Genomic DNA, 25,588 nt, shown 5'->3' on the forward strand with positions numbered 1-25,588 from the left:
CTTCGTCCGCACTGGTGGGTGGGCCTACTCGCGCATGAGCATGGCCTGGGCTTCACGTTCGAGGTCGACGTACGGCTCCCCGCTCACGTCGACAGCGACGCGACGGATGGCTCCACAGGTGAAGGCCCATGGGGATTCACCCGCGTACTGACCGGTCACGGGCTCGCCGCCATCGCGGCCGACGCACAGGCCTTCGCCGGCGATAGAGAACTTGCCCGGCTGAGTCTTGATCCGACCTTCCCCGACTTTCCTGTCCCCGTAATACAGGGACAGGATGCCCGTTGAGACGTGCGGCGGATCCTCGCCGTCTTTGCTGAAGGATGCGGAGAGGAGCAACTTCTCACCGGTCGGGAGGTCCTCCGTGGCATCGATGGTCTGTTGGAACAGGCCCACGAAGTTGTAGACGTAGTGCAGCCGATTGTTCTTCACGAACAGGGAGTGACCCCCGAACCGCGATCCCTGGGCGAACAACACGCCCTCGGCATCCGCTGTCGGAAGGTCGACCAGGGCACCGATGACGTAGGACCGGTTACGGATGCTCACGGCCTGGGACTCCGGAACCTCCGACGTATACGGGTAATAGACGTTGCGGTTGCGGGCCGCTGACAAGACCGGCCGGGGGGTGAGCATGATTTCAGGGCGGAGCGGTCGTCGAGGGGGAAGGCCTCGTTTGCTCCAGCCTCGGCGAACCATAGGTTCACCAGTTCGCGCACCCGGTCGGGATACTCGGCGGCGAGATTCCGGACTTCGGCCGGGTCGTCGTCGGTGTGGTAAAGTTCCCACTCGTCGTCATTGAAGTGGCTCCAGCCGCTCAGCGTCGGGTGATTGGTGATGGCCTTCCACCCGTCATGCCAGATCGCCCGTGAACCAAGCATGGAGAAGAACTGCGTGCGCCGCGTCGTCGGAGCTGCGGCGTCGTCGAAGCTGTACCGCATGCTGACGCCGTCGAACCGGCTCTGTACGTGGCCCTTGATGCGGGTCGGCGGAACCACCCCGAGCACATCCAGGACCGTGGGAACGATGTCGACCGCATGATGGTACTGAGTGCGGAGCTCGCCCCTGGCCTGCGAACCCGTCGGCCAGGAGATGATGCAGGGGTCGCACGTGCCGCCATTGAACTCGTAGCGTTTCCACATCTTGAAGGGCGCATTGAAGGCCATCGCCCAGCCGTTGGGGTAGTGGTTGTATGTGCGCACCCCGCCGAGTTCGTCGAGTCGTTCGAGGTTGTCGGCGATTTCGTCGGGGATCCCGTTGGCGAACTTCATTTCGTTGACCGAACCGTTCGGCCCGCCCTCGCCGCTCGCGCCGTTGTCTGACACGACGATCACCATGGTGTTCTCGCGCTCGCCGATGTCGTCGAGGTAGTCGAGTAGTCGACCGATCTGATCGTCGGCGTGGGAGAGGAATCCGGCGTACACCTCTGCCATTCGACTGAAGAGCCGCTGCTCATCCGTCGACAGCGAGGCCCAGGGCCGGGTCTCGTCCAGCAGGGGGAATGGCAGTCCATCGGGACCGGTGCGGGTTTCGTAGGTTCCAATCGGGTTGATCGCCGGGAGCACGGTGTTCTCGGGCACGATACCGAGCTCCTTTTGGCGCGCGAGCGTCTTCTCCCGCATGGCTTCGTACCCATCGTCAAACTGGCCCCGGTATTTGTCGGCCCATTCCCGGGGCGCGTGGTGCGGTGCGTGTGCGGCCCCGGGCGCGTAGTAGAGGAAGAAGGGTTTGTCGGGCGCGATGACTTTCGAGTCCTTGATGAACTCGATCGCCTTGTCGGTGATGTCCACGGAGAAGTGGTATCCCTCCTCCGGGAGTGTGGGCTGGTCGACCGGGTGGTTGTCGTGCACGAGGTCGGGGTACCACTGGTTCGTTTCCGCGCCCAGAAATCCGTACCACCGTTCGAAACCGCGGCCGGTTGGCCAATTGCGCCGAGTCGACGCGACGTTCATCTCGTCGTCGGGGCAGAGGTGCCACTTGCCCACCATGTAGGTGTTCCAGCCGAGCTCGCCGAGGATTTCCGAGAGCATTCCGTTTTCCGGCGGCACGGTGCCGCTCGCATTCGGAAAGCCGATGGCGGCCTCGGTGATGCACGCCATGCTGTTGCGTGTGTGATTGCGTCCGGTCAGCAGGCACGAGCGGGTGGGGGAACACAGGGCAGTCGTGTGCCACTGGGTGTACCGGACGCCGTCGTTGGAAATGCGGTCGATGTTGGGCGTTGCGATCGGGCCGCCGTAGCTTGAGATCGCGGAGTACCCCACATCGTCCAAAACGATGTAGACCACGTTGGGTGAACCTTTCGGCGCCTGGGGTGGTTCAAAGGGGGCCCAGTCCGGCTTGGAGTCCCTGATGTCTACGTTGATCGTGCCCTTGAACGGTGTTGGCATGGTTCTTCTCCTATTCGTTGCTTCCGTGTTGCGCAATCCCGACGGTTCTGAACCCGATGTTTGCCGCGGATGAGTCGGGCGTATTCGAGGCGCGGGCCGAGTTTCGGTAGCGGTTGCAGTACGAGTCATGGCAGAGGAATGAGCCTCCCCGCATCGTGCGACGCGCCCCGGCAGGCGGGCCCGATGGGTTTCGATTCGGTGAGTAGGAGTAGTAGTGCTCATCCCACCAGTCCGAGCACCACTCCCAGACGTTTCCGACGCTTTGCCACACTCCGAACGCGTTCGGCGCGAATTCCCTCACTGGAGCGGTGGTGAGCCAGCCGTCGTCCACCGTGTTGAGGGTGGGGAAGACGCCCTGCCAGGTGTTGCAGCGGTAGCGGTCGCCCCACTCGTCGCCCCATGGGAACGCTCGCCCGGGCAGACCGCCGCGGGAGGCGCACTCCCACTCGGCTTCGGTGGGCAGTCGCCTGCCGGCCCAGGCGCAGTAGGCCAGCGCGTCATTCCAGCTCACATGCACCGCAGGGTGGTCGTGAACGCCTTCGAGGGTCGACCGTGGCCCGGCAGGGTGTGTCCAGTCGGCACCGCGCACCCCCAGCCACCAGGGAATCTCGGGAGGTTGCCCGAGGATGTCCTCGGGATCGGCGGCCACCGCCAGGTGGAACACTGCCGAATATCCGTAAGTCTCTGCTTCCGTTCGATAACCGGTCTGGGCGACGAACCTGGCGAAAGCGGCATTCGTGACGGTCGTCGCGTCGATCTGAAAGTTGTCCACCCAGACTTCGTGTACGGGCACTTCGCCGTCGCCCCGGTTGCCGGCGCCGGTGGAATCACCCATCAGAAAGCGCCGACCCGAGACCGTGGCCTGCTCGAGCTCGTGACGTGCCGGGTCGGGTGGGCGCGTGCGAACGTCGGCACCCGGTTGCGTGGGCCGGTCGTGGCCGGGTCTGGTTGGTGAGCAGCACGATCCGATGGGCGGTATGCGCTCAGGGCGGCTGTCATCGCTGATCACTCCGCCATATCACTCCGGACCGGCCGATCTGTCAACCGTCCCGATCCCGAAACCATGTTGGCTCTACACAGACCCGGACGGGGGACGTAGCATTGATTCACCAAGAGCAATAGGTGGTATCTGATGCTTGTCGTCATCCTCGCACTGTGCAACAACTGTGGGTTCAGGACGGCGCATCCGACGCGGTCCCGGGCCGTAGCCTCCCTCGAAGCACATGAAAACGAAACAGGCCATCTGCAGCAGTTGTATTCCACGCCCGGCGATGGGTGGATTCGCTTCCGGATCCTGGATTTCACGCGAGCCACCCTCAGGCCCGCGGAGTAGCAGGTGTGCGAGATTGCGCCGGACGCCCGGGTGCGGTGAGGTGTCAACCCGGCCGAGACCATGGAATGAGGCTGGCAGTGCGCTCCGAGGATCTGGGGGTGCGGAATATCCGCTTGTCGGGTAACGTTTTTCTCCCCATGCGAGCAATGACCTACAACGAATATGGAAGTCCCGACGTTCTGGAGCTCACCGAGCAACCCGTACCCAAGGTGGGCCCTGGCATGGTGCTCATCAGGGTGAAGGCCGCCGCGGTCAATCCGGTCGATTGGAAGGTCATGGCCGGATACCTGGACTCGATGCTCGACATCGACTTTCCGGTCATACCGGGATGGGACGTCGCTGGGATCGTCGAGGCCGTAGGTGTCGATTCGCCCCTGTTTCAGGTGGGCGATGAGGTGATCTCCAACGGGCGCAAGGACTACGTCCACGGTGGCAGTTTCGCCGAGTTCATTGCCCTTCCGGAGCGCCTCGTGGCGCGAAAGCCGGCTTCGCTGAACTGGGAGCAGTCCGCAGGTCTGCCGCTCGCCGGGCTCACAGCATTCCAGGTGCTCACCCGTCTGGCGGTCGGAACCGGCGACACCGTTCTCATCCACGGTGGCGCCGGGGGAGTGGGCTCGCTCGGAATCCAGATCGCTGTCGCTCGGGGCGCCCGGGTTATCGCCACCAGCTCGGCGGCCAACCACGACTTCCTCCGCGCTCTGGGGGCCGAACCCGTCGCCTACGGCGGCGGCCTGACCGAGCGCGTACGTGCGCTGGCTCCGGGAGGCGTCGACGTGGTGGCAGACTTCGTCGGTGGTGTCCTTGACACGACTCTGGCCGTGCTTGCGCCGGGCGGCCGACACGCCTCCGTCGCGGACGGAGAGGTCGTGGCTCACGGCGGCACGTGGATGTGGGTCGACCCGGCCGGGGCGGACCTGAAGCGGCTCGCGGATCTGGTCGACGAGCACGGGTTCAGCGTTGAGGTGGCGCGCAGCTTTCCCCTCGATCAGGCAGCGGATGCCTACAGGCTGAACATGCTCGGCCACACCCGCGGCAAGATCGTCGTCACGCCCTAGGCGTCAGGGGCTCTGGCGAGTCCCGCGTGGCAGTCAGCTTGACCTGGGCGGCGATCTCGGCATCGGAACGGGCGTCGAAGACGCCCCACATGAAGTGCGTCGGTCCGCTCCCGTCGCTGCGTGCAGCGGATGCCCGCAGCGCCCAGCCGGAGGCGAGTGCGGCCGTTCCTAGCTCGGCGAGGGAGCCTGCTATGCGCTTTTTCACCACCTTGCCCGCCATAACGCTGCCGTTGTCGGCCAGACGCCAACCACGGTGATGCGCCAAGTGGTGCCCCACCTCTTCCTCGCTCAGCCACCACCGAAAGGACCGAGCGGGAGTCTCAAGCACTGTGATCGCCATGTGGCTCACTGTACCTGCGGGAAGCCCGCCCAAGCTGGACGCCCTCTGCGGGTCGCAGAGCTCAGAATTGCCAGCATATTCTCAGGATCAGCGCTCAGAGTTATCAGTGTTGTGAGTCGGTGTCGCAGTACGCACCGGATCGAGTTCATCCTTCAGACACCACATTAGGTAGCAGCCATGCTCTCCAGCTCCTCGTCGGTACGAGTCTCCGTGCGTCGGGCCGATCTCCCCGCCCGGCTGCGTGACGAGACCTCGGATCTCCACCATGCGGTCGAACTGCGGATGGGACTCCCTGAATCGGTGCGGTCCCGCGGAGACTACAGCCGACTCTTGGCGCGCCTTTTCGCGGTTCATTCGGCCATTGAGACCAGGCTTGACGCCCCGTCTTGGAGCGAAGAGTGGCGCGCCATCGGCCTCGAACTCGTCGACCACCAGAGGGCCAGCCTGCTGCGTGACGATCTACACAACCTGGGAGTGTCGCAGATACCCCCACCCGCACTTGCTCCGGAGCTGACAACTTTCGGACAGGCACTGGGTTGCCTGTACGTTGTTGAGGGATCTGCGGTGGGCGGACGTGTTCTCGCCCCCGCGATCCAGACAATCTTGGGACGGGTTCCCACAGCGTTCCTCGATGGGGAGACTCGTGGGCACCCGCACCCTTGGCAGGCCACACTCACGGCGCTGCGGCGCTTCGAGGATGGCCATGGTGACGGCGACGACGTGATTTTGGGCGCCCGCATCACCTTCCGCATGTTCGGACACAATGTAGCCCGGTCTACGTGGACCACCGCCGCCTGATCCGCAGCGCACCCGATACTGTGGAGGGGGAGCGGGAGCGCCAGCAGGAATGTGTCAAGGAGCCCCTCCACATTCCCGGCGCGATCCAGCCGTACGGGGTGCTGCTCACGATGGATCCGACCACCTTCGAGGTCGTGCAGGTCAGCGAGAACTGTGCCGCTGTTCTCGGGGCTGATGTGCAGGCCGTTCTGGGCCAGTCCCTCGATGCTCTGGTCGGCCCCGCTGCGGCAGGCGAACTTCGGGATGTGCTCGCCGGCACGGGAACGGCCGTCAATCCCGTCGTGGTCGACGTGGGTGGGCGACGCTGCGACGCAATCATCCATAGATCCTCGGGACTTGTCGTCCTGGAGTTCGAACCGGCGGGTGACCCGGTGGCCGGCGGCCCGATCCCCGCCATCTATGCCGCCATCCAGCGGCTTTCCGCGTGCGAGAGCGTGGAGGAGTTGCGTGCCGCAACCGCGTTCGAGATCCGCAGAGTGACCGGCTATGACCACGTGATGCTGTACCACTTTCACCCCGATGGCCACGGAGAAATCGTCGGGGAGGATGTCGTCGATGGCGCGCACAGCTATCTCGGTCTCCACTTCCCGGCCTCCGACATCCCCAGCCAGGCGCGTCGGCTCTACCTGGGCAAGGCCTCACACATGATCGTGACATCCGAGTACGCACCGGCGCACCTCATTCCGGCTGCGAACCCGCGCACCGGCCAACCCATCGATCTGAGCGCCGCCGTGCTTCGAAGCGTGTCGCCGCACCATCTCCATTTCATGCGAAACATGGGCCAGGCGGCAACCCTGTCGCTCTCCCTCGTTTTCGACGGGGCGCTCATCGGAATGGTCACGTGCTCGCACCGGACCCCCCACCGCGTGCCCTATATCTATAGGCAGGCTTTCGAGATTCTCGCCAAGCAGGTGGCCTTGCAGCTCAGCGCCATGACCGAGATCGAGCGTCTGAAGCGACAACTTCAAATCCACAGTATTCGTGAACAGCTGGTCGAACGACTCGTGACCGGGGAGGCACCCGTGCAGGCGCTGCTACAGGGTTCTCCCACCATTTTGGATCTCCTCCCCGCGAACGGAGTCGTTGTGTCGCTGGATCGGCAGACCTTCTCACTCGGGGACGCGCCATCCGCGGCATCGGCGGCGGCGGCCGTCGACCTCCTCGCGGCTGATTGGTCACGGCTCCCGTTCGTCTCAGATTCCTTGGGTGTGGACCATGCCGCCCTCGCCCGCATCGTGCCGTCGTGTGCGGGACTGGTCATGCTGCCTTTCGGCGGACGGGGAGGATACGTCACCTGGTTCCGCGGCGAAGTCGCCCAGGGCGTGAACTGGTTGGGAGATCAATCGCCGGACAACCGGGATACCCCGTTGTCTCCCCGGAACTCCTTCTCGCAGTGGCGCAGCAGCGTGAGTGGGCGAAGCCTGCCGTGGGACGCGCTGGAACTGGAGGAAACCAAGGAACTGCTCAGGGACCTGGACAGCGCGCTGCTGCGACGGGCCGAATCAAAGTTGGCCCACCTCGGGTTTCATGATCCTCTGACGGGTCTGCCCAACCGACGATGGCTGATGGACCGTTTGGACGGGTTACTGGCCTTGGGCACAAACTCCCCGTCGATCGCCGTGCTCTTCATCGATCTTGACAAGTTCAAGCTCGTGAACGATTCTCTTGGCCACGAGATCGGGGACCTGGTGCTCGTCGCTTCTGGCGAGCGGATTGTGTCGGCCATTCGCGGCCAGGACCGGGTAGCGCGACTCGGCGGCGACGAGTTCATTGTGGTGTGCAGTGATGCGGATGCGGCCAGAGCCAGGGTGGTTGCGGATCGAATCGTCCACGCCTTCCGGCGTCCGTTCGACCTTGCTGGACAACACGTCGTCATGACAGTTTCTGTGGGGGTGTCTGCAGCCGGGATCGGCGTCAAGGCAGCCGACGTGCTGAGGGAAGCCGATGCGGCGATGTACAGGGCCAAACAGGGCGGCGGCAACCAGACAATGCGGTGAGCACCGGCTCGTGGGCGCGGCCCCTACCTCACTCAATCCGAGTGCGCGAGCCGGTGGATCTCCCGGAGGAAGAACCGCTGTGCCGTTCCGGATGAATCGTCGTTCACGAAGACGAACCGGCAGGGGCCGACGGGATTCAGACCCTGGGGGAGGGCGAGCACACCGTAGTCGGACTGAACCTTTTCGACGAGCGCTCGGAGTCGGCCATCATTAACGGAGTCCACCGGAACCCTCACGTGCGTGTGCACGTCGATCTGGGAGATGCCGAAACCGCTGCCGCGGTAGGCGGAGATCTGAGGCTCGCGCTGGAGGAGGTGCGCGATAGGCGCGCAGGCGGTGACGCGCGGATTCACTTCAATCACGCGGCCGTCGATGAGGTCGAGGCACACAAGCCCCGCGAGCGCCAGTGTGCTGTTGCACGTGAGTCGATCATAGATTGCCTGTACTGCCGCCAGCTGACTGTTCTCGATGGCGGGCGTCCACCGTGCGCCGATACACCTCCCCGCGGAATCCACGACCTGCTTGTGCGCTTCAAGAATGTGCGCAGTGCCGTCGCCGGGGAGGTACGCGGAAACACCGTGCGGCGTGCCGGCGAGAAACTCCTGCACCTGGAAACGCCGGGGTACACCACCGGTGCGAGCCAGCACATTCAGGTGGTGGTCGATGTCCCTGACGCCGGACCCGCTGCCGGGGTGGAAATAGACGCCGATTCCGGCCGCCCCGCCGGCAGGCTTGAAGACATAGCGACCGCTAGAGGGAAGGTCCTCAAGGTGTCTGGCCCGCCACTCGTTGCGAGTCAAGGTGAGCGTTCTCGGGATCGGCACACCGCTGCTCCGCAACACCTCCATGGCGTTGTTCTTGTCCATCAGGACGGAGGTTGCGCGGGCCTGGCTCGCCAGGGGGTCGTCCAGCACGCCCAGAGTGCGGGCGAATTCTTCGTCGAGTACAAAAGCCAGCAGCGAGGCGCTGCCGGCGCGGTAGTGAGCTGCCGCGGCGTCTGACAATGTCCCGACGTGCCAGCTCATGTCGCCTGGGAGCGAGACGGCTGTATCCGCCGCGTGATCAGCGGTGAGCACCATTCGGCTCTGCGACGTTGCCAGGCTGATGCCGGTGAGGGCGGCCCAGATACCTGCGTTCACGTCGAGACACCGGGAGAGGTGATCGATCGCCGCGGAGCTGTCATGCGGCATCCGGATGATAAAGATATCGTCAGGGCTCGTGTACAGGTGACCCTGGATTCCGCTGTCAATCCCGCCCGGGTCGGTGCACCAAAAGGTACGCAGCAGCGAAGCGTCGCCGAATACCGCGGAGGTTGACAGGGCGATGATGAGCCCGCCCGGGGCGTGTCCGACTACCGTGCCCAAGTGAGCGGTGTCGGAGCGAGTGGCCGCTGAGACGGTCCTGATGACTCCGTGGAACGCGTCTACGTGTAAGCCGGTTGGAGCCATGGTTCATCGTAGCGACCATTCCCGCGGCGGTCGCTCGCGATAACGCCGCGGTAACGCCCGTCGTTGTTTACTCATCGGCACGAGCGTAAAGGAGCAATCGATATGGAAAGCAACGTCAGACTACTGATTCTCGACCTCGGCCAGCAGCGGCCTGAGTCGGGAGCCACGAGCTCGGTGGGGAGGGCCCTCGATTCCGTTCTGGCCTCCGGAGCCACCTTTCGCCACAGCAGTGGCCGGATCGTGGTTGTGGAGGTGGCCGGGGATCAGGCGTCCCGGCTCACCGGTGACTTACCCGGGGCACGTGTGGTTCCCCTCGACGCGAACGTGTCGGAGCTGATTCCAGATTTGGACACCAACGAGTTGCTGTTCCTCGAGGCCGTGCGCATCCGGCACTCGGCCGCGTATCAGGCGGAGAAGGCTCAGCAGAAGCCCGGAGAGTCCCCGGAGGAACAGCTCATGTTTACCGCGCCCTGCATCCCGGGAGGACAGTCCAATGGTTAACGAAAGAATGATCAACCGCGTTTCGGCCGGAATCGTGTTCGTCGCGGGGCCCGGTCAGTATGCCATCAGCGATGCCGAGAAGGCGCATGTCCTCGCGGAGGTGCAGAACGGACTCGGCGCCCTGGCCGGTGATGAGCCCAGAGCCCGACTCAATTGGGTCTATTCGTCGTTGAGCGTGGACCTTCCCACCTTCACCGCGTGGCAGGGTGCCAACTGGCCCGGACTCACCGAGCCCTTCTACCGCCAGATCAGCGACGCGCTGTGGACAGAAACGAACCAGAAGATCTACTTCTTCAACGGAAGTGAGTACATTCGTGTCGACCCGAACAACGGGTGGACTGCCGACCCGGGCTATCCGAAGCCGATCGCCGGCAACTGGCCGGGCTTTCCCGCCGATTTCGCGCAGGGGATTGATGCGGCTCTGTGGAGCGGCACAACCCAGCAGATCTACTTCTTCAAGGGCAGCCAGTACATCCGCGTCACCCCGGCCAACGGATGGACCGTCGATCCGGGTTATCCGAAGGCGATCGCCGGCAATTGGCCCGGCTTCCCGGCTGATTTCGCCACGGGTGTCGACGCGGCACTGTGGAGCGGCACGACGCAGAAAATCTACTTCTTCAAGGGTGACCGCTACATTCGCGTGGATCCGAACAACGGCTGGCTCGTGGACGCCGGCTATCCCCTGCCGATAAAGGACAATTGGCCGGGCTTCCCCGACGACTTCACCAAGGGTGTCGACGGGGCGTTGTGGAGCGGCACGACCCAGAAGATCTATTTCTTCAAGGCCAACCGCTTCTACAACGACTACATTAGGGTCGACCCTGCCAACGGGTGGAACGTGGACCCTGGGTACCCGAAGCCGGTGGGCCTCGGGTGGGACGCCGAGGACAAGTGGCGTGATCCCGCGCTCGTGCAGTTGGGATTCCCCGCGGGCGATCCCGGGTACACCCAACTGGTCCAATCGCTCCAGACGTCCACTGGATCCCAGTACGGCTATGTCGGGTTCTTCACGAAGATGCCGACCGCGTGGTTCGCGTACGCCAATGGTTTGAATGCCCTCAAGGTCGTGATGCGCACCACCGGTGCGTCCTTCCTGACCTGGACATCCATTGACCGGGTGTACGCCCACGAGACAGGCCACATCTTCGGTGCCTTCGACGAGTACTCCGCGTCCAACTGTTCGTGCACGGACTCGCGTACGGGATTCTTCACGGAGGTGAACGGCAACTGCCAACTCTGCGCCGTGAACCCGACGGCCTGCCTGATGATCAACAACGTGAATGTCACTTGTCCGTTCACGGAAGCGCTCATCGGGTGGAAAGCGTTCCTGTCGAGCATCGATACCGGCGTGCACACATTCGTGAATAACAAGCTCTACCTCTTCTCGGGTGAGTATTACGTTCGCTACACCGGGTACACGATGGATCCCGGCTACCCGAAGCTCATCGCCGGCAATTGGCCGGGGTTCCCCGCGTCGTTTGCTTCTGGCGTCGATGCGTCTCTGTGGAGCGGGCCGACGCAGAAGGTGTACTTCTTCAAGGGAAGCGAATACCTGCGGGTGGACCCGGCGAACGGGTGGGCGGTCGAACCGGGCTATCCGAAGCCGATCGCCGGCAACTGGCCGGGGATGCCTGCATCATTCGCTGCGGGGGTGGACGCGGCGCTGTGGAGCCAAACGACATCGAAGATCTACTTCTTCACGGGCAACCAGTACGTGCGAGTGGATCCGGCGAACGGATGGGCCGTTGAACCGGGCTATCCGAAGCCGATCGCGGGCAACTGGCCAGGGTTCCCGGCGTCGTACGCGGGTGGAGTGGATGCCTCGGTGTGGGGTGACCCCAACCAGAGGATCTACTTCTTCAAGGCGACCGGGTACGTCCGTGTCGATCCTGTCAATGGCTGGAGTGTCGAGTCGGGGTATCCGCGACAGATCAACATCAATTGGATGCCCTTCCCAACTGCTCCGCTCCTGCGCGAACGGGCGGACGAGGGGGTGACAGGGGGAGAGGCACCTCGCACGCAGACCTCGGACACAGACTGATGATCAGAGTCAGCTGACGTCGAGGTAGCTGATGGACGCGCCAGGTACCTGGGGCTACCAGCCCCAGGTACCGGCTGCGCCCTTGAAGGGGCCAACGATTCTGGCCGTTATCCAGCCGCCGTAGAAGTCGCCCTCCTGAGCGGTGACGACCTCGCCGTCGACGGTGCACCGGGTCATGGCGCTCGGGTACACGGCCACTCGATCGGTGAGATCTTCGAATCCGCGAGTCGGCTGGGGGTAGAACCAAGCCGCGCCCTGCGCGCTTCCCACCGAAAGATAGCTCGCGGCTCCCTTGAATTCGCAGAATGTCTGCCCGGGAGCGGGGCACAGCACGCCAGGGGTGAACGCGGAGCGGGGAAGGTAGTACACCGGCGGATGGCTCGTCTCCAGCACGCGAACGACGTCGGCGGTATCCACCACTCGCTGGCCATCGATTTCCACGGTGACGCGCTCGTTCGTGTGTTCCACACGCGGCGGTCGAGGATAGTCCCAGACTGACTCCTGCCCGGGACCGGGGGTCAGGCGTGCGCGCGCGGGGTTTCGGTCGGGGGTCATGCGCTCCATGTTAGGTAGCCCGCCTGAGTTCTGGCCGGAAACCCACTGGCTGGGCGTGCGCCCTCAGGTCGCCGTCCGGCGCGGACGCGCGGTAGTGTGCTTGAGCGCGCGCTTGTCCTTGCGGTCCTGTTTCGCTGTGACGTCGAAGGCTTTCAGAATCTCCCGAGTTTGCGCCGTGGCGCCCACGGCCGGTCGCCACCAGTGCGCGGGCGGGTGCGCGTCGATCAGGATGGTGCGAGCCAACAGCGTAAGGGGTATCGCGACGATGGCCCCGATAGGGCCGATGATGGCTGCCCAGAACAGAACGGAAAAAAACGTCAGCGTCTGGCTGAGCGCTACGGCGTTGCCGACGACTCTCGGCTGGATGACGGACTGCACAACGGCGTTGATGATGCCGTAGATCACGATCACCTCGATCATCGTGGTCCAGCCGCCCACCAGCAGGCCGAAGAACGCGGGTGGGACCAAGGCGAAGAAGTAGCCAACATTGGGGATGAAGCTGCAGAGAAACACCAGCAGGCCCCAGAGCAGGGCTGCGGGAACCTGTAAGAGGATGAGTGCGATCGTGCTCAAAGCGCCCTGAACGATTCCGAGGACTGTCGTGACAACCATGTATCGCCGAACATCGTGCGCGTAGCCGAGCATGGCTACGACGAGGTCAGGCTGTACCGCTCCGAGCTGACGCAGGATGGTGGGAATGTACACGGCGTCGGCTGACATCAGGATGAGCATGGTGAAGACGATCACGAGGGCGCCGGTGAGGCTGAAGACGTTGCCGAGAACACCCGAGAAGAAGGTGACGATGCGTCCTGGGGTGAAGCTCGATGTCACCTGCTGGATTTGCGCCTGGTCGATTCCCAGCCCGGCGAGCCAACTCGTGAGGGATGCGCCGACATCGGCCAGTTGCGCTGAGTACTCGGGCAGCATGGCGACAAACTGCGAGAACGCGATGACGAGCGTATAGGCGAAGCCGGCCAGCAGAAAGAACACGACCAGAATCACCGAACCGGTGGCGATTCCGTGCGAAACGCCCCGCCTCTCGAGCTCACGGCGCACGGGGTGAGCGCAGATCGTGAGAATGAGGGTCAAGAGAACCGGCGCGAGAATCCAACGGATGGCGCTCATCCCGATGGCGGTCACGGTGATAGCCGCCGCCGTGAGGAGAATTACCGTGGCACGGGGGTAGCGAGGAGCGTCGCTTGCCGCCCCGTCACGTGAGAGGGGTTCTGCAGTCTCGCCAAACTCACCAGACCCGGTGTGTTCGGCCGTATCCGGATGGGCACCGTGTGCTCGTCGTGATCGGCTTCGTCTCTTCATGGCGTACCCCTCCTGGAAGGTCGACTGCGTTGGCCCCCACGCTTGCGTGCCGCCCGCCGTGGCATACTCACTGCGGCCGTGACACGGAAGAAGGCGGGTAACGAAGATGAGGGTACTCCCAGGTCTGACAGTGCGGAATGCCACACGGGAGGTTCTGGCTGGCGTCACGCTGCTGGCAATTGCAGTACCCCTCAACATCGGCTACGCACAAATCGCCGGTTTGCCGGCGACGGCGGGGCTCTACGCCATGATCGTGCCATCGATTCTCTATGCCCTCGTGGTCTCGTCCCGGCAGCTCGTCGCCTCGCCCGATGCCGCAGCGTCGGCGCTTGTCGCGTCATCGATCGGCGGACTCGCCCTCGCCGGCAGTGAGAACTATCTCGTCACTCGCCCAAGCCATCGTCTGCGGGGTGATCTTCCTCCTGTGCTCCGCCTTCAAGCTGAGGTTCCTGGCCAATTTTCTGTCAAAACCGATTCTCGTCGGCTTCGTCAGCGGGCTCGCCTTCGACATTTTGGTCGGCCAGCTCGCAAAAATGTTCGGAATCAAGATCTTCAGTGGAAGCGAATTCTCTGAGAAACTCGGTGAGTTCTTGGCCGGCCTGCGCACCGCGAACGTCTGGTCGCTGCTGCTTGCCGCCGCATCGGTTGCCGTCCTCGTCCTGGGACTGCGACTCTCCCCGGGCGTGCCCTGGGCCCTCGTCGTCTTGGTCGGATCAAGCGTCCTCGTCGCCCTGACGAACCTTCAAGCCGCCGGTGTCTCTGTTCTCGGGACCATCGAAGCCGGCCCGCCCAGCTTGAGCTGGCCCATGCTGGACTGGCGAACCTGGCTGCAGCTCGTGCCCTCTGCCCTCGCGCTCGCCATGGTGGCTATGGCGGAGGGACTGCTGATTATTCGCCGCTACGGAGAGAAGAACGGCTACAGCACCAATCCGAACCGTGACCTTTTCGCCCTCGGCGTCGTCAACATCGCGTCGGGTGCCACTGGAGGATTCTCGGTGGGGTCGTCGGCGTCGCGCACGGCGGCAATGGACCAGACGGGATCGCGCACTCAGCTTCCGAGTATCGTTGCGGCATTGGGCACACTGGTGCTCGTATTGTATGGAACCACCCTGCTAGCCGACGTCCCAGCGCCTGCGATCGGAGCGATTGTCGCCGTCGCTGTCGTCCCGCTACTGGGAGTCGCGGACTTCGTCTCGCTGGGAAGACTGCAGAAGTTCGAATTCACGGTTGCCGTCGTCTGTTTCCTCGGTGCCGTCCTGGTCGGACCCATCGCGGGTATCGGCCTGGCCTTTGTCCTCTCTTTCGTCAATCTCGCCCGGCGGGCGGCGGCCCCGGCGATCGACATCCTCAGTGCACAGGAGGCGCCGGCCCAATCGCTGCTGCCGGCCGAGCCGGCCATCACGCTGACAGCGCCGGGCGTGCTGGTCTATCGCTTCGCGGCACCGTTGTTTTTTGCTAACGTGCAGGTCTTCGTCGACACGATTCGCAAGGCCGTCGCGCCCGTCGCCTCGTCATCCGCCGCGCGGGAGCCGCTGAACCTGGTGATTGATCTGGAGGCCGTGACCGACGTCGATGTCAGTGGGGCGGAGGGCTTCGGCGCGGCGCTTGAGTGGCTCCGGCGACGCGACATGGTCGTGCATGTCAGTCGGCTACGGCCGGACCTCCGGCAGATCTTCGTGCACTACGGGCTCCTCACGGGAGTGCGCGGCTTCGCGAGCAATCGCGACGCAATCGCCGAGCTTGCCGGCGGGGCCTGACCGGCTGTGCCTTGTGTCCATTCCTCTGCGGTCAGCGGGGCGCGCGGTCGGCCGTGTTCCCGAGGCGCCAGCGTGCCCACGGCCAGACACCGTCCATCTCGACTTCGAGCGAGAAACTGAGCAGCACGCGGATCACGACGATTGCTCCCAGAACCAATACGCTCTGCGGCGTCGGATCGACCAGGATCGTGCGAATGATGTCCGCCACGATGAGTACTTCGAGACCGAGGAGTATGGAACGACCGAGGTTGGTGCGCAGAGCCGTATACGTCCCCTGCCGTGACGTTGGACGAAGCATTCCCGGGATCGAAGACAGGATTGCGGCAGCGCCGCCCAGTACCATAATTGCCGCACCGGCAGCCTCGACGAAGCGCACAACCGTCGAGATGACGTCTTCGAAGTTCATGAGGTTCTCCCGTTGCTCGAAGGCGACGATAGCACCGCGGTCGTTCCGCCGCAGGAGGACACTTTCGAGATGACGGAGGCCGCGCTATGATCCTGCCGTACGTTCGGTGGCACCCACACGAAAGAGGAATCTTGTGAGCGATTTCGAGTACGGTCCAGTTGAGTTGGTCCTGATTGGTTTTGATGGCGACAGGCCTGGACCGGAGGTGGGGCAGGCGGTGTTGGACCTGGTCGAAGAGAAGACCATCAACCTCCTGGACTTGGTCTTTGTCAGCAAGAACCTTGATGGTGAGCTCAGGGTTCTGGAGATCGACGAGCTTGAGCGGGGGCCGCTGTCGGGTCTGGCGCTTCTGGAACGGGGCCTCACGGGCCAGGAAGATGTGGAGGCACTGGCGGAGGCGGTTGCCCCCGGCGCTTCGGCGGCCGTCCTGGCCGTGGAACTGGTCTGGGCCAAGAATTTAGCGGAAGCCCTGTTCCGATCCGGGGGGAGGGTGCTCGATTCCGTGCGGATTCCGGCACTCGTAGTGAATTCAATTCTCGGTGACACCGTCACCGATACCGTGACCGACTAGCGAGGAGAACACCATGCCGCTTCGTAGAATGGGGCGCCCCGGTCTCATCGGGGTTGCCGCCCGCACCGCCGTGGTCGCCGGAACGGCATCAGCCGTCGTCGGCCACCAGCAGAGAAAGACGCAAGCCGCGGCGGCCGATGCGCAGGCGCAGGCCGATGCACAGTACGCCCAACAGTACGCCCAGCCCGCTCCGCCGCCGGCCCCGGCCGAGGCACCAGCGGAGGCTGCCCCTGACCTGACCCAGCAGATAGAGCAACTTTCCGGATTGCACACCGCTGGCGTGCTGACGGACGAGGAGTTCGCGGCGGCCAAGGCCAAGCTTTTTTCCTGATCCAGCACATAAGCATCACCGATAACGGAGGTACTACCTGTGTCCAAAGAACCTGTCTTCCTTTTTCTCGGCGTTTACAACGATCCCGACATCGCCTACGACGATTTGGAAGTGGTACATGACCTGCATTCAGCCAAGGTCATCGGTACCTATGACGCGGGGGTCGCGGTGAAAGAGGCCGACGGCACCATCAGCCTCAAACGGGCCAGCAGCAAGCACGCGGCCTGGACCGGAGTCGCGGCCGGTGCCGTCATCGGCATCCTGTTCCCGCCGGCGATCCTCGGCATGGCTGCCGCCGGCGGCGCAAGTGGAGGCATCATCGGTCACTTCTCCCAGGCGCTGTCCCGCTCGGACCTCAAGGAACTGGGCGAGGTTCTCGACTCCGGTCAAGCGGCCCTCATCGTGATCGGTCGGGACAAGCTGGGTGCGGAACTGGATAAGGCCGGGCTGCGAGCACATGAGAGAGCGGAAAAGGAGATCAAGGTGGATGCGGGTGAGCTTGATGCTCAGCTTTCCACTGCCGCGTCCGAGCTGGACACCCAGTAGCGCAGCTCAACACACTAACGAACGGGTGAGACCGCAGCCACCGTGTTCCGGGCTCTCACTCGATCGGCTGAATCGGGTCTCCCACGGTGTGTGGGAGGCCCGATTGGCTGTTTGAATCCAGGCTCAGGCAAGGTCCGGCTACGTCCCGCGAGATGGTCTGAAGGCGCGTCCTCAGACGGCGCTCCACAAGGTTTGGGACATACGCTCGTACGGGTCGGCCGTCGAAGATGCGGTGTTCCGCTTGCACGGCCGATTCGATACTTTCGCGCGACACGTGAGGAAAGCGGCGGGCGGAATTTGTCAAGGTGGATGAGGCCAGTGGGAGTTTAGGCGGCTAGTCCGAGCCCTTCATTCTCGATAGGTTTGGGGGCTGGTTTATTGATCCATGCCGTCTTGGGAATGGACAGGATCTGCGGCGCCTTGTTGGTGCTGAATCGCTCTGGGAAGCGTGCGCGTGCCGCGTCCAGCGTCGCTGCCCGTTCGATGGCCTTCGCCTCGGCGAGGCCGTAATGAACGTCGGCTGGCGTGTTGAGGCCGATCCCGGAGTGGCGATGCTCGTGGTTGTAGCCGTCGACGAACGAGGCCATGAACGTCTTCGCGTCGGCAAGGGAGCCGAAGCGTTCGGGGAACGTCGGTGCGAATTTCAGTGTCTTGAACCAGGCCTCGCTGTAGGGATTATCGTTACTCACCCGAGGCCGCGAGTGCGATTTGGTGACCTCCAAGTCAGACAACAGCGCAGCGACGGTCTTGGATGTCATCGATGTGCCGCGGTCGGCGTGAACGACCTGCGGGACGCCGTGAATGCCGAAGATCTCCTTCATCATCTCCACCGCCAGCTCGCCGGATTCCGACGCGTGAACATAGGCGCCGACGATGTAGCGGGAGTAAATATCGATCATCACGTAAGCATCGAAGTACTTGCCCTTGATCGGGCCGGCGAGTTTCGTAATATCCCAGCTGAGTACCTGGCCGGGTCCCGTCGCCGTTAGTTCGGGGAATGCCCGGGCCGGGTGGCGTGCCTGTCGGCGGCGGTCCTTGACCTGCTGGTTCTCGTTCAACACCCGATACATCGTTGATATTGAGCACAAGTACGTGTCCGCGTCGAGCAGTTGGGCGTAGATCTGGATCGGCGGCAGGTCAACGAACGGCTGTGAATTGACGACGTCAAGGATCTCGCGGCGGCCTTCATCGCCGATCTTGTTCGCCGGAATCGGGGCCGGGCCACGGACGGGAATGCGTCGTTTCCGGGTGGCTGTCGCTCGAGGGATCCCGACCAGGTCGGCCGCGACGCGAGTCGAGATCCCTCGACTGGCCAGTTCGCGGTACGCGGTCATTACGGCAACGCGCACGGTGTTTCGTCCCGCGAGCTCTTCGAAAGACTTTCGAGTAGCTCGTGCATTTTTGACATGATCTCCAACGCCACCCCCGTCGTTTCCAACCGCTGCTCGGTCTTGCTCAACTGGCGGCGCAGCCGGGCGATTTCAGCTTGCTCCGGAGTTAACCGGCCAATCTTTTCACCGGGCTTCTTGCCTGCGAGGACGCCCGCGTCGCGCAGTTTTCGCCATTCGGTGATCTGCGAGGAGTAGAGCCCTTCGGTGCGCAGATAAGTGCCGCCCTCGTTGTTCTTGATGGCCGTGTCATACGCGGCGAGGTACGCAAGCTTCTGCGCTGGGGTGAACGACCTTCTCGAGGTCGGACCACCAGCTCGGGGTCCGGGACTACTCATATGACTATCGTCGCGCACTGCGCTCAAAGACGGACTGGACATGGTGATGATTCCTGATTCTCGCCCTACGTCAAACGGCGGACTTGCTCTGAGGTACTGGCCTCACCCAACCCTGACACGTAGGGGGGCGAGCCGTTCCGCCACTTGAGAGAGAACTCTCACTTCGTCTTCGAAGCTCACGCGGCGATTGTGGCTCTCCTCGCCCGTCTCGTCAAGCGGGAGTATTTTGGCCCTGTCAGTGTCGCGTCCAACGAGGAGTGTGCCATGCAGAAGATCAGTCCCTTTCTGTGGTTCAACGATCAGGCGGAAGAGGCCGCGGAATACTACGTGTCGATTTTCACGAATTCCCGGATCGTCAACGTGTCTCGATTTCCGTCCACCACACCGGGGTACGCCGGCAGGCCGGGCCACGCGATGTCAGTCACCTTCGAGCTCGACGGGCTGGAGGTTCAGGCACTGAACGGAGGGCCGAGTTTCTCGTTTACGGAAGCCATTTCGCTTTTCGTGCACGCCGAGACCCAACCGGAGATCGACGATCTCTGGGCCAAGCTCTCCGCCGGGGGACGGGAATCGCAGTGTGGGTGGTTGCAGGACAAGTTCGGACTATCCTGGCAGATTACTCCCTCGGTCTTGGAGCAACTCCTGAGCGACCCGGATCCGGCCAGAGCCGGACGGGTCATGCAGGCCATGCTGGCGATGTCGAAGATTGACATTGCCCTGCTGAGAGCGGCTGCCGATACAGAGAAGCCGAGCGATTCAGAGTAGCCGGCTCAGTCGTGGTCATTGCGACTGCGCGCATACGAGGTGGCAAGACGCTGAACGGCCCCGAGGGGGAGCGGCAGCCAGTCCGGCCGATTACGGGTCTCGTAGACGGTCTCGTAGATCGCCTTGTCGAGCTCGAAGGCGTCCAGGAGAGGATCGTGGTCGTCACAGATGCGCTGGGAGGTCTCGCCGTAGCCCTGCAGGAATGCACGGCGCGACGCCGAGGCCCATGCTGACAGGCGCGCGGGATCCTGCTCTGGGTGCGCACGCGTAACTGTGCCCGCGACGTACGAGAACGACCGCAACATGCCGGCCACATCTCGAAGTGGGGCATCGGGAAGGCCACGATCGGCGACGGTCCGTAGCGGTTCGCCCTCGAAGTCGAGCATAATCCAGCCGCGTTCGGGCACGTCCAGCACCTGCCCCAGGTGCAGGTCGCCGTGAATGTGCTGCAGCCGGGGCCACGGCACCGTGAGAGCACGCGCAAAGATGCTTTCAACATCCGTTCGGAGCGCAGCGAGGTCCGGCACGTCGGCAATTGCGCGGCGAAAGCGGTCGAGCATGCCCGTCACCAGAGCCACCATGATGCGGGGGGTGGCCACAAAGGTTGGCAAGGCCGCTGCGAGGTCGGAATGCACGCCGGCTGTTGCCCGCCCCAGCCGTCGGGCCTCGTCGGTGAAGTCCTCGCCCGCGGTTGCCGCAAGCAGGGCCGTGCGCCAGGCGTCGGGGACGTCGGGGAAGAATTCCTGGGCGAAGACCAGATGACCGGATGCCCGGCCGTCGAATCGGATGGAATCCGGCCACTCCGCGGCCACGTACCCCATCGGTTCTGGAATGAAGCGGGACCCCGCACGTGCGAGAGCTGACTGCACGACGACGTCGGGGTTGTCCCCGTGATGGATGGCCCGGAAGACCTTGCAGATGACCGGCCGAATGAGTTCGAGCTCGTCATCAACGAGCTCGAAGATAATCGATGTGTTCGACTGCTCGCCGACCAATACGTGACTGCCGATCACCGTGGGGTGTGCAGCCGAGATGTTGCCATGCTCAATCGTCTTGCCCTGCACGACAGTTGTCGCGGATACATCGACAAAGTCCGGGGCAGACTCCTGCTGCAGCATGAAGCGGAGCAGGGCGCTGGCGTACGCCGGGTCGTGGGGTGCGTCATAGACGAACCGACTCGTGCCGTCGCGGTGTGCCTTTATCGCTATGAGAGCATCCGCGAGACTCGGCATCGAAACGGTTCGCTCGGTGAGGGGAATCTGGTGGAGCGCACGCTCTTGTCCGGCGGTGTCTCGCACGAGGAGGCACTGAATCTCAACGCCGGGATGGGGAGTGGGCAGCGTCCACCGCCCGACAATGCGCAGCACAGGGGAGCGGCTCGCGCTCGAAAACCACCGCTGAGAGAGCACCCATCGGTTCAGGTATTCTGGAGCTTCTTCGCCCACGGAGTCATTCTTCTCGCGCCCATTGTCTGGCGTGCTGTCATCGCTCATGCCGACAGCGTACGCGCAGCCACGAACCGTTTACAGGGTCTTTGGTCATCAGTCCGATCGGCACATTTCGCCTGCGCGTGATCTGGCCGCAACACGTGCGAAACGATCGGTATGCAGACTCGATGCATGACGCGATTTCAGGCCTCCACAGCGAAGACACCGACCGCCGAACTGCGCTGCGACGACTGTGGCCAGTTTCCGGAAGTCTCCAAGCTCAGGCTCACGGCGGCAAATATTGTCACGATCCTGCCCATCGAGTTGGCCGTGCACGCGGCCGTTGTGCACACCGAGCTGCCCTACCTGGCCAAGGTGCTGGTCCTTACTCTCACGGCGACGTCGCTCGTGATCTGGGTGGCCGAGCCCGGTGCCCGCCGTCTGCTGCGTCGGTGGTTGCACGCCCCGGCGCTGAAGCGCCGGTCCACGCTGCATTCATCACCGACCCTGTGGCGCGTGCGCACCACTCTTCCCGATGAAAGCGGCACTTTGCAGCGGGTAGCGCGCGGGCTCTCCCGATTGGGCGTGAACATTCTCAGCATCCATGTGCATCCCGTCGACGGCGGGGTGATGGATGAGTTCGTACTGAGCGCTCCCGGTGAATTGACCGACGAGGACGTGCTGGAGAACATTGCGGCGAGCGGCGGGCGTGGAACGCACGTGTGGCCCACCACCCCGCTCGCCCTGACGGATGGTCAGACCAAGGCGTTGAGTCTGGCGGCGCGTGTCGCGGCAGATCCAACCGAGCTCGGGCACGCCATTGCCGAGTTACTCTCGGCCCGGGTTGTCGGCGCCGGCGCGGACGTTTTCGACGACACCATGCTCAAGATTCCGACAGCATGGAATGAGCCGCTCGTGTTTTCCCGAACCGGGGAGCCGTTCACTCCCGCCGAATCCGCGCGCGCTCACCACCTCGCCGAGCTGGCCGAGGTCGTGGAACTGAGCTACCGGGGGCATAATCCGATCTAAGCGATCGCCGAGATGCCGGTGATCGCACGGCCGACAAGGAGGGCATTGATTTCGTAGCTGCCCTCGTAGGAGTAGATTGCTTCGGCGTCGGCGAAGACCTTGGCCATCTCGTAGTCCGTGCTGATTCCGTTGCCGCCTAGGATGCCGCGTCCGAGTGCGACGGTCTCCCGCATCCGGGCCGTGCAGGTCGACTTGGCGAGTGCGGCCTGGTCCATGGTCAGTTGGTCCGTCTCCTGCAGGCGCGCCATCTGAACCATCAAGGTGAGGCAGAGCGTGGCATTGCCGATCATTCGGGAGAGTTGCTCCTGGATGAGTTGGAACGAGGCGATCGGCCGCCCGAACTGTTGGCGATCCAGGGCGTAGGCGCGTGCAACATCGAAGGCGGCGAATTGCTGGCCGACGGCCTGCCAGGACACCCAGACGCGCGAATTGCGCAGCAGCACGTTTGTGTCCCGAAAGCTGTTCGTGCCGGGAAGTCGGTTAGACACCGGAATGCGCACGTTCTTGAGCTCGATGTTGGCGTTCTGCACGATGCGTACCGCGATCTTGTTCTCGATGATGGTGGTGCTGAAACCGGTGCGTTCCTTTTCAACGATGAATCCTTTGATCTGGCGGTCGGAGGTGTCCCGCGCCCAGACGAGCACGTAGTCGGCCATTGCGGCGTTGCCGATCCAGCGCTTCCGGCCGTTCAACACCCACTCGGTGCCGTCGAGCGTGGCTGTGGTTTCCATCTCACGGGAGATGTCGGAGCCGTGCTGTGGCTCCGTGAGGGCGAACGCGCCCACCTTCGTCAGAGCGAGGAGATCTGGGAGCAGACGCTGACGCTGCTCGTCAGAGCCGAGTTGCTCGATGGACGCGGCGAAGAGTTCGTGGTGAACGCCGAAGAACGTCGAGATGGATGTGTCGGCCCGGGTGAGTTCCAGCTGGAGCAGCCCCGTGAGGAGATGGCTCGTGACGTGGGAGCCGATGCCGCTGAGGTTCTGTGCGGCGAGTTTGGGCAGTAGTTCAAAGGGAAACTCGGCGCGGTTCCAGTAATCGACCGCGATGGGGCGCACCTCGGCCTGGAAGAATGCCCGCGCACGCGCAAGGCGCTCCTGTTCCTGCTCGGACAGCAAATCGGTCACGAAGAGCAGATCACCGGTCGGGTATGGCGTTTCATCGACTGAGTCGATCACGTCGGTGTGGCTGGCAGGGGTGGTGGGGCTGAACGTCATTGTGTCCCTCGCGCAAATTATTGGTACGATTTCGAGTACGAGCGTACACCACAAGTCTCAGGAAAGGCGGATCGAATGAGTGCTCCCGTCGCCGTCCGACAGCCACGTCAACGCTGGTCTGCACGGCAGGATCAACTGTTCAGCCAGCTCGTCGACCTCTTCCTCATGGAGGGCTTCTCGGACATCACCCTGGCTGCGGCCGCGAACCGACTGCACTGTTCCAAATCGACCATCTATTCCCTCGCCAGTAGTCGCGAACAACTCGTGCAGAAGGCAGTCGTCTACTTCTTCAAGGGGGCGGCCGACCGAGTGGAGCGCAAACTCGGCGGAACCGTCGACCCCACTGACCGGATCGCCGCCTACCTCCGCGCGGTCGGCGACGAGCTGCGACCGGCATCCGCTGCCTTCATCGACGACGTGGCAGCCTTTCCGCCCGCCAACGCCATCTACGAGCGCAACACCCATTTTGCCGCCGCCCGCGTGCACGAGCTGATCAGCGAGGGCGTCCGCGACGGGGCCTTCCGCGAAGTGCCCGCCGCGTTCATCGCCGAAGCCGTGTCCGCCGTCATGGTGCGTATCCAACAGCGGCATATTTCCGAGAGCACGGGTCTCACCGCGGCCCAGGCCTACGACGAATTAGCAGCCCTCGTGGTGCAGGGAATTCGAGTGTCCGACCGTGCATGAGAAGATGAAGCCGACCATCCCGGCCAGAGCACAGGAGAGAACGTGACCCCGTCAGCCTTGCCGGTAGACCCGATAGCCGAGGCGCGTCGTCAGTGGGTGGAGCACGGCTGGGACGATGCCGCCGACGGCATGGCCGCGGTGACCGCCATCATGCGAACCCAACAGATCATCCTGGCCCGCATCGAAGCTGTGCTCAAACCGCTCGGTGTCACGTTCGCCCGCTATGAGCTACTCACGTTGCTGAGTTTCACCCGCAACGGCGCCCTCCCCATGAATAAGGCGAGCGCGCGGTTGCAGGTGCACCCCACGAGCGTGACCAACGCCGTCGACCGGCTGCAGGCCTCCGGATTCGTGCGTCGTGTGGCGCACCCGAGTGACGGCCGGGCAACACTCGTGGAGATCACGCCCGCCGGTCGGGCCGTTGTGCTCACGGCCACCGAACGGCTCAACTCCGAGGTTTTCGGCACCCTCGGGCTGGCACCGAGCGAGGTCGGAAGCCTGATCGGCATCCTGGCGAACTTTCGCCGGGACGCCGGCGATTTCGCCTAGCGGTTCGTGAAGGCCGGCGTGCGCTTCTCCACGAAAGCGGCCATTCCCTCCTTCTGATCTTCGGTGGCGAAGGTCGAGTGGAAGAGGCGGCGCTCGAAGCGGATGCCCTCGGCAAGGGTCGTCTCGAATGCTGCGTTGACCGCTTCCTTGGCCAGCAGTGCAATGGGAAGCGAACGGGAGGCTATCGCGGTTGCCGTGGCGAGAGCATCGGCGAGCAGGTCCGCGGCGGGTACGATCCTGGCCACGAGGCCGCAGCGCTCTGCCTCCTCCGCACCCATGGTGCGTCCGGTCAGAATCATCTCCATCGCCTTGGCCTTGCCGATGGCGCGAGTCAGGCGCTGCGATCCTCCGATGCCGGGAATCACCCCCAGCTTGATTTCGGGTTGACCGAACTTCGCTGTGTCTGCGGCGAGGATGAAATCACAAAGCATCGCGAGCTCGCAGCCCCCTCCAAGCGCGTGCCCGGCGACGGCGGCGATGACTGGCGTACGCACCGCAGCGAGATCCGCCCAGCCGGCAAACCAATCGGCGGCATACATGTCCATGTAGGTTTGCGGGGCCATCTCCTTGATGTCTGCACCCGCGGCAAAGGCCCGCTCGGAGCCCGTGATGATGATCGCACCGATACGGGTGTCGCGATCCAGACTCGTTGCGGCGGCGACGACGTCGTGCATCAGGGCGTCGTTGAGGGCGTTGAGGGCTTCAGGCCGATTCAGTGTGATGACGCCGACGCGGCCGTGACGCTCAAGCAGAATATTCTCGTAGGTACTCATCCGACCAACGTACTAGGAAGTCCTAGTAATCCCTAGTGCTTTAC

The 25,588-nt window shown here is 63.6% G+C and carries 26 protein-coding genes and 1 pseudogene; 14 read left to right on the top strand and 13 right to left on the bottom strand.

The features are described from left to right. Positions 1–24: 24 nt before the first annotated feature. The 3 genes from BJ997_RS21400 to BJ997_RS06310 are packed head-to-tail and all read right to left on the bottom strand — an operon-like array spanning position 25 to position 3,387. On the bottom strand, positions 25–543 hold the full coding sequence (locus BJ997_RS21400) for a hypothetical protein (protein WP_236628887.1): 519 nt from the start codon (positions 541–543) through the stop codon (positions 25–27). After that, entirely contained in the window at positions 540–2,381 is a 1,842-nt protein-coding gene (locus BJ997_RS06305) for an arylsulfatase (RefSeq protein WP_236628885.1), read from the bottom strand. The genes BJ997_RS21400 and BJ997_RS06305 overlap by 4 nt, the downstream gene beginning before the upstream one ends. A gap of 10 nt (positions 2,382–2,391) precedes the next feature. Then, positions 2,392–3,387 (bottom strand): formylglycine-generating enzyme family protein, encoded by a 996-nt coding sequence (locus BJ997_RS06310; RefSeq protein WP_476695900.1) that lies wholly within the window; start codon positions 3,385–3,387, stop codon positions 2,392–2,394. Positions 3,388–3,851: 464 nt separating this feature from the next. Here BJ997_RS06310 and BJ997_RS06315 point away from each other — a divergent pair, with 464 nt between their 5' ends. Continuing rightward, positions 3,852–4,769: an NADP-dependent oxidoreductase gene (locus tag BJ997_RS06315; protein ID WP_035836109.1), complete on the top strand. Its 918-nt coding sequence runs from the start codon at positions 3,852–3,854 to the stop codon at positions 4,767–4,769. Here the strand turns inward: BJ997_RS06315 and BJ997_RS06320 are convergent. Beyond that, complete coding sequence (locus BJ997_RS06320) at positions 4,759–5,109, bottom strand: hypothetical protein (protein WP_035836108.1); 351 nt, start codon at positions 5,107–5,109, stop codon at positions 4,759–4,761. The genes BJ997_RS06315 and BJ997_RS06320 overlap by 11 nt on opposite strands. Before the next feature lie 177 nt (positions 5,110–5,286). On the opposite strand from BJ997_RS06320, the gene BJ997_RS06325 reads away from it, so the two are divergent. Together BJ997_RS06325 and BJ997_RS06330 are read left to right on the top strand one after the other, a co-directional pair. After that, positions 5,287–5,907: a biliverdin-producing heme oxygenase gene (locus tag BJ997_RS06325; protein ID WP_052542114.1), complete on the top strand. Its 621-nt coding sequence runs from the start codon at positions 5,287–5,289 to the stop codon at positions 5,905–5,907. Then, positions 5,889–7,904, top strand: coding sequence for a bifunctional diguanylate cyclase/phosphodiesterase (locus BJ997_RS06330; RefSeq protein ID WP_052542113.1), 2,016 nt, complete (start codon positions 5,889–5,891; stop codon positions 7,902–7,904). Before BJ997_RS06325 ends, BJ997_RS06330 begins: the two co-directional genes overlap by 19 nt. A 32-nt stretch (positions 7,905–7,936) precedes the next feature. On the opposite strand, the gene BJ997_RS06335 is transcribed toward BJ997_RS06330, so the two are convergent. Further along, positions 7,937–9,268 (bottom strand): ATP-grasp domain-containing protein, encoded by a 1,332-nt coding sequence (locus BJ997_RS06335; RefSeq protein WP_160175855.1) that lies wholly within the window; start codon positions 9,266–9,268, stop codon positions 7,937–7,939. 186 nt (positions 9,269–9,454) lie between these two features. On the opposite strand from BJ997_RS06335, the gene BJ997_RS06340 reads away from it, so the two are divergent. Both BJ997_RS06340 and BJ997_RS06345 read left to right on the top strand, forming a co-directional pair. Continuing rightward, the gene (locus BJ997_RS06340) at positions 9,455–9,853 is read left to right on the top strand and encodes a hypothetical protein (protein WP_035836106.1); all 399 of its coding nucleotides are present in this window, start codon (positions 9,455–9,457) and stop codon (positions 9,851–9,853) included. Then, on the top strand, positions 9,846–11,894 hold the full coding sequence (locus tag BJ997_RS06345; protein WP_084141135.1) for a hemopexin repeat-containing protein: 2,049 nt from the start codon (positions 9,846–9,848) through the stop codon (positions 11,892–11,894). The genes BJ997_RS06340 and BJ997_RS06345 overlap by 8 nt, the downstream gene beginning before the upstream one ends. Positions 11,895–11,948: 54 nt before the next feature. Here BJ997_RS06345 and BJ997_RS06350 read toward each other — a convergent pair whose 3' ends face one another. Both BJ997_RS06350 and BJ997_RS06355 read right to left on the bottom strand, forming a co-directional pair. Further along, positions 11,949–12,449: a DUF427 domain-containing protein gene (locus BJ997_RS06350; RefSeq protein WP_084141134.1), complete on the bottom strand. Its 501-nt coding sequence runs from the start codon at positions 12,447–12,449 to the stop codon at positions 11,949–11,951. A gap of 63 nt (positions 12,450–12,512) precedes the next feature. After that, positions 12,513–13,589: an AI-2E family transporter gene (locus BJ997_RS06355; RefSeq protein ID WP_236628883.1), complete on the bottom strand. Its 1,077-nt coding sequence runs from the start codon at positions 13,587–13,589 to the stop codon at positions 12,513–12,515. A gap of 283 nt (positions 13,590–13,872) precedes the next feature. On the opposite strand from BJ997_RS06355, the pseudogene BJ997_RS21725 reads away from it, so the two are divergent. Further along, positions 13,873–14,082 (top strand): annotated as a pseudogene (locus tag BJ997_RS21725) (SulP family inorganic anion transporter); the annotation flags it as partial. A gap of 52 nt (positions 14,083–14,134) precedes the next feature. Beyond that, positions 14,135–15,523 carry a SulP family inorganic anion transporter gene (locus tag BJ997_RS21730; protein ID WP_268871360.1) on the top strand — a complete coding sequence of 463 codons (1,389 nt, stop codon included), beginning with the start codon at positions 14,135–14,137 and terminating at the stop codon, positions 15,521–15,523. 31 nt (positions 15,524–15,554) lie between these two features. Here BJ997_RS21730 and BJ997_RS06365 read toward each other — a convergent pair whose 3' ends face one another. Beyond that, on the bottom strand, positions 15,555–15,929 hold the full coding sequence (locus BJ997_RS06365; RefSeq protein WP_035836103.1) for a DUF1622 domain-containing protein: 375 nt from the start codon (positions 15,927–15,929) through the stop codon (positions 15,555–15,557). Between the two features lie 133 nt (positions 15,930–16,062). On the opposite strand from BJ997_RS06365, the gene BJ997_RS06370 reads away from it, so the two are divergent. From BJ997_RS06370 to BJ997_RS06380, 3 genes are read left to right on the top strand one after another with little or no spacing between them, the layout of a single operon-like run. Then, the gene (locus BJ997_RS06370) at positions 16,063–16,500 is read left to right on the top strand and encodes a DUF6325 family protein (protein WP_035836102.1); all 438 of its coding nucleotides are present in this window, start codon (positions 16,063–16,065) and stop codon (positions 16,498–16,500) included. A 13-nt stretch (positions 16,501–16,513) separates the two neighbouring features. Next, a complete protein-coding gene (locus BJ997_RS06375; protein ID WP_035836101.1) occupies positions 16,514–16,831 on the top strand; it encodes an SHOCT domain-containing protein in 318 nt (105 codons plus the stop codon). A gap of 39 nt (positions 16,832–16,870) precedes the next feature. Next, the gene (locus BJ997_RS06380) at positions 16,871–17,377 is read left to right on the top strand and encodes a DUF1269 domain-containing protein (protein WP_035836100.1); all 507 of its coding nucleotides are present in this window, start codon (positions 16,871–16,873) and stop codon (positions 17,375–17,377) included. A 55-nt stretch (positions 17,378–17,432) separates the two neighbouring features. On the opposite strand, the gene BJ997_RS22050 is transcribed toward BJ997_RS06380, so the two are convergent. Together BJ997_RS22050 and BJ997_RS06385 are read right to left on the bottom strand one after the other, a co-directional pair. Further along, on the bottom strand, positions 17,433–17,681 hold the full coding sequence (locus BJ997_RS22050; protein ID WP_420827175.1) for a three-helix bundle dimerization domain-containing protein: 249 nt from the start codon (positions 17,679–17,681) through the stop codon (positions 17,433–17,435). 22 nt (positions 17,682–17,703) lie between these two features. Next, positions 17,704–19,103, bottom strand: a protein-coding gene (locus BJ997_RS06385; protein WP_183323773.1) for an IS3 family transposase whose coding sequence is annotated in 2 segments (ribosomal slippage) — positions 17,704–18,782 and positions 18,782–19,103 — 1,401 coding nt in all. Because the reading frame shifts where the segments join, the coding sequence is not laid out codon by codon here. A 264-nt stretch (positions 19,104–19,367) separates the two neighbouring features. Here BJ997_RS06385 and BJ997_RS06390 point away from each other — a divergent pair. Beyond that, the gene (locus tag BJ997_RS06390; RefSeq protein WP_035838014.1) at positions 19,368–19,868 is read left to right on the top strand and encodes a VOC family protein; all 501 of its coding nucleotides are present in this window, start codon (positions 19,368–19,370) and stop codon (positions 19,866–19,868) included. 5 nt (positions 19,869–19,873) lie between these two features. Here the strand turns inward: BJ997_RS06390 and BJ997_RS06395 are convergent, their stop codons facing one another. Beyond that, on the bottom strand, positions 19,874–21,361 hold the full coding sequence (locus BJ997_RS06395; RefSeq protein WP_052542474.1) for a maltokinase N-terminal cap-like domain-containing protein: 1,488 nt from the start codon (positions 21,359–21,361) through the stop codon (positions 19,874–19,876). A 126-nt stretch (positions 21,362–21,487) separates the two neighbouring features. On the opposite strand from BJ997_RS06395, the gene BJ997_RS06400 reads away from it, so the two are divergent. Next, entirely contained in the window at positions 21,488–22,324 is an 837-nt protein-coding gene (locus BJ997_RS06400; RefSeq protein ID WP_035838003.1) for an ACT domain-containing protein, read from the top strand. Here BJ997_RS06400 and BJ997_RS06405 read toward each other — a convergent pair. Further along, the gene (locus tag BJ997_RS06405) at positions 22,321–23,538 is read right to left on the bottom strand and encodes an acyl-CoA dehydrogenase family protein (protein WP_052542475.1); all 1,218 of its coding nucleotides are present in this window, start codon (positions 23,536–23,538) and stop codon (positions 22,321–22,323) included. The two genes, BJ997_RS06400 and BJ997_RS06405, sit on opposite strands and share 4 nt — an antisense overlap. Before the next feature lie 75 nt (positions 23,539–23,613). On the opposite strand from BJ997_RS06405, the gene BJ997_RS06410 reads away from it, so the two are divergent. Continuing rightward, positions 23,614–24,222 (top strand): TetR/AcrR family transcriptional regulator, encoded by a 609-nt coding sequence (locus BJ997_RS06410; protein WP_035838005.1) that lies wholly within the window; start codon positions 23,614–23,616, stop codon positions 24,220–24,222. Positions 24,223–24,264: 42 nt separating this feature from the next. After that, on the top strand, positions 24,265–24,771 hold the full coding sequence (locus tag BJ997_RS06415) for a MarR family winged helix-turn-helix transcriptional regulator (protein WP_035838007.1): 507 nt from the start codon (positions 24,265–24,267) through the stop codon (positions 24,769–24,771). Here the strand turns inward: BJ997_RS06415 and BJ997_RS06420 are convergent. Next, complete coding sequence (locus BJ997_RS06420) at positions 24,768–25,544, bottom strand: enoyl-CoA hydratase (protein ID WP_035838008.1); 777 nt, start codon at positions 25,542–25,544, stop codon at positions 24,768–24,770. The two genes, BJ997_RS06415 and BJ997_RS06420, sit on opposite strands and share 4 nt — an antisense overlap. Positions 25,545–25,588: the final 44 nt, after the last annotated feature.

Origin of the sequence: Cryobacterium roopkundense, assembly GCF_014200405.1 — a bacterium.
GTDB lineage: Bacteria > Actinomycetota > Actinomycetes > Actinomycetales > Microbacteriaceae > Cryobacterium > Cryobacterium roopkundense.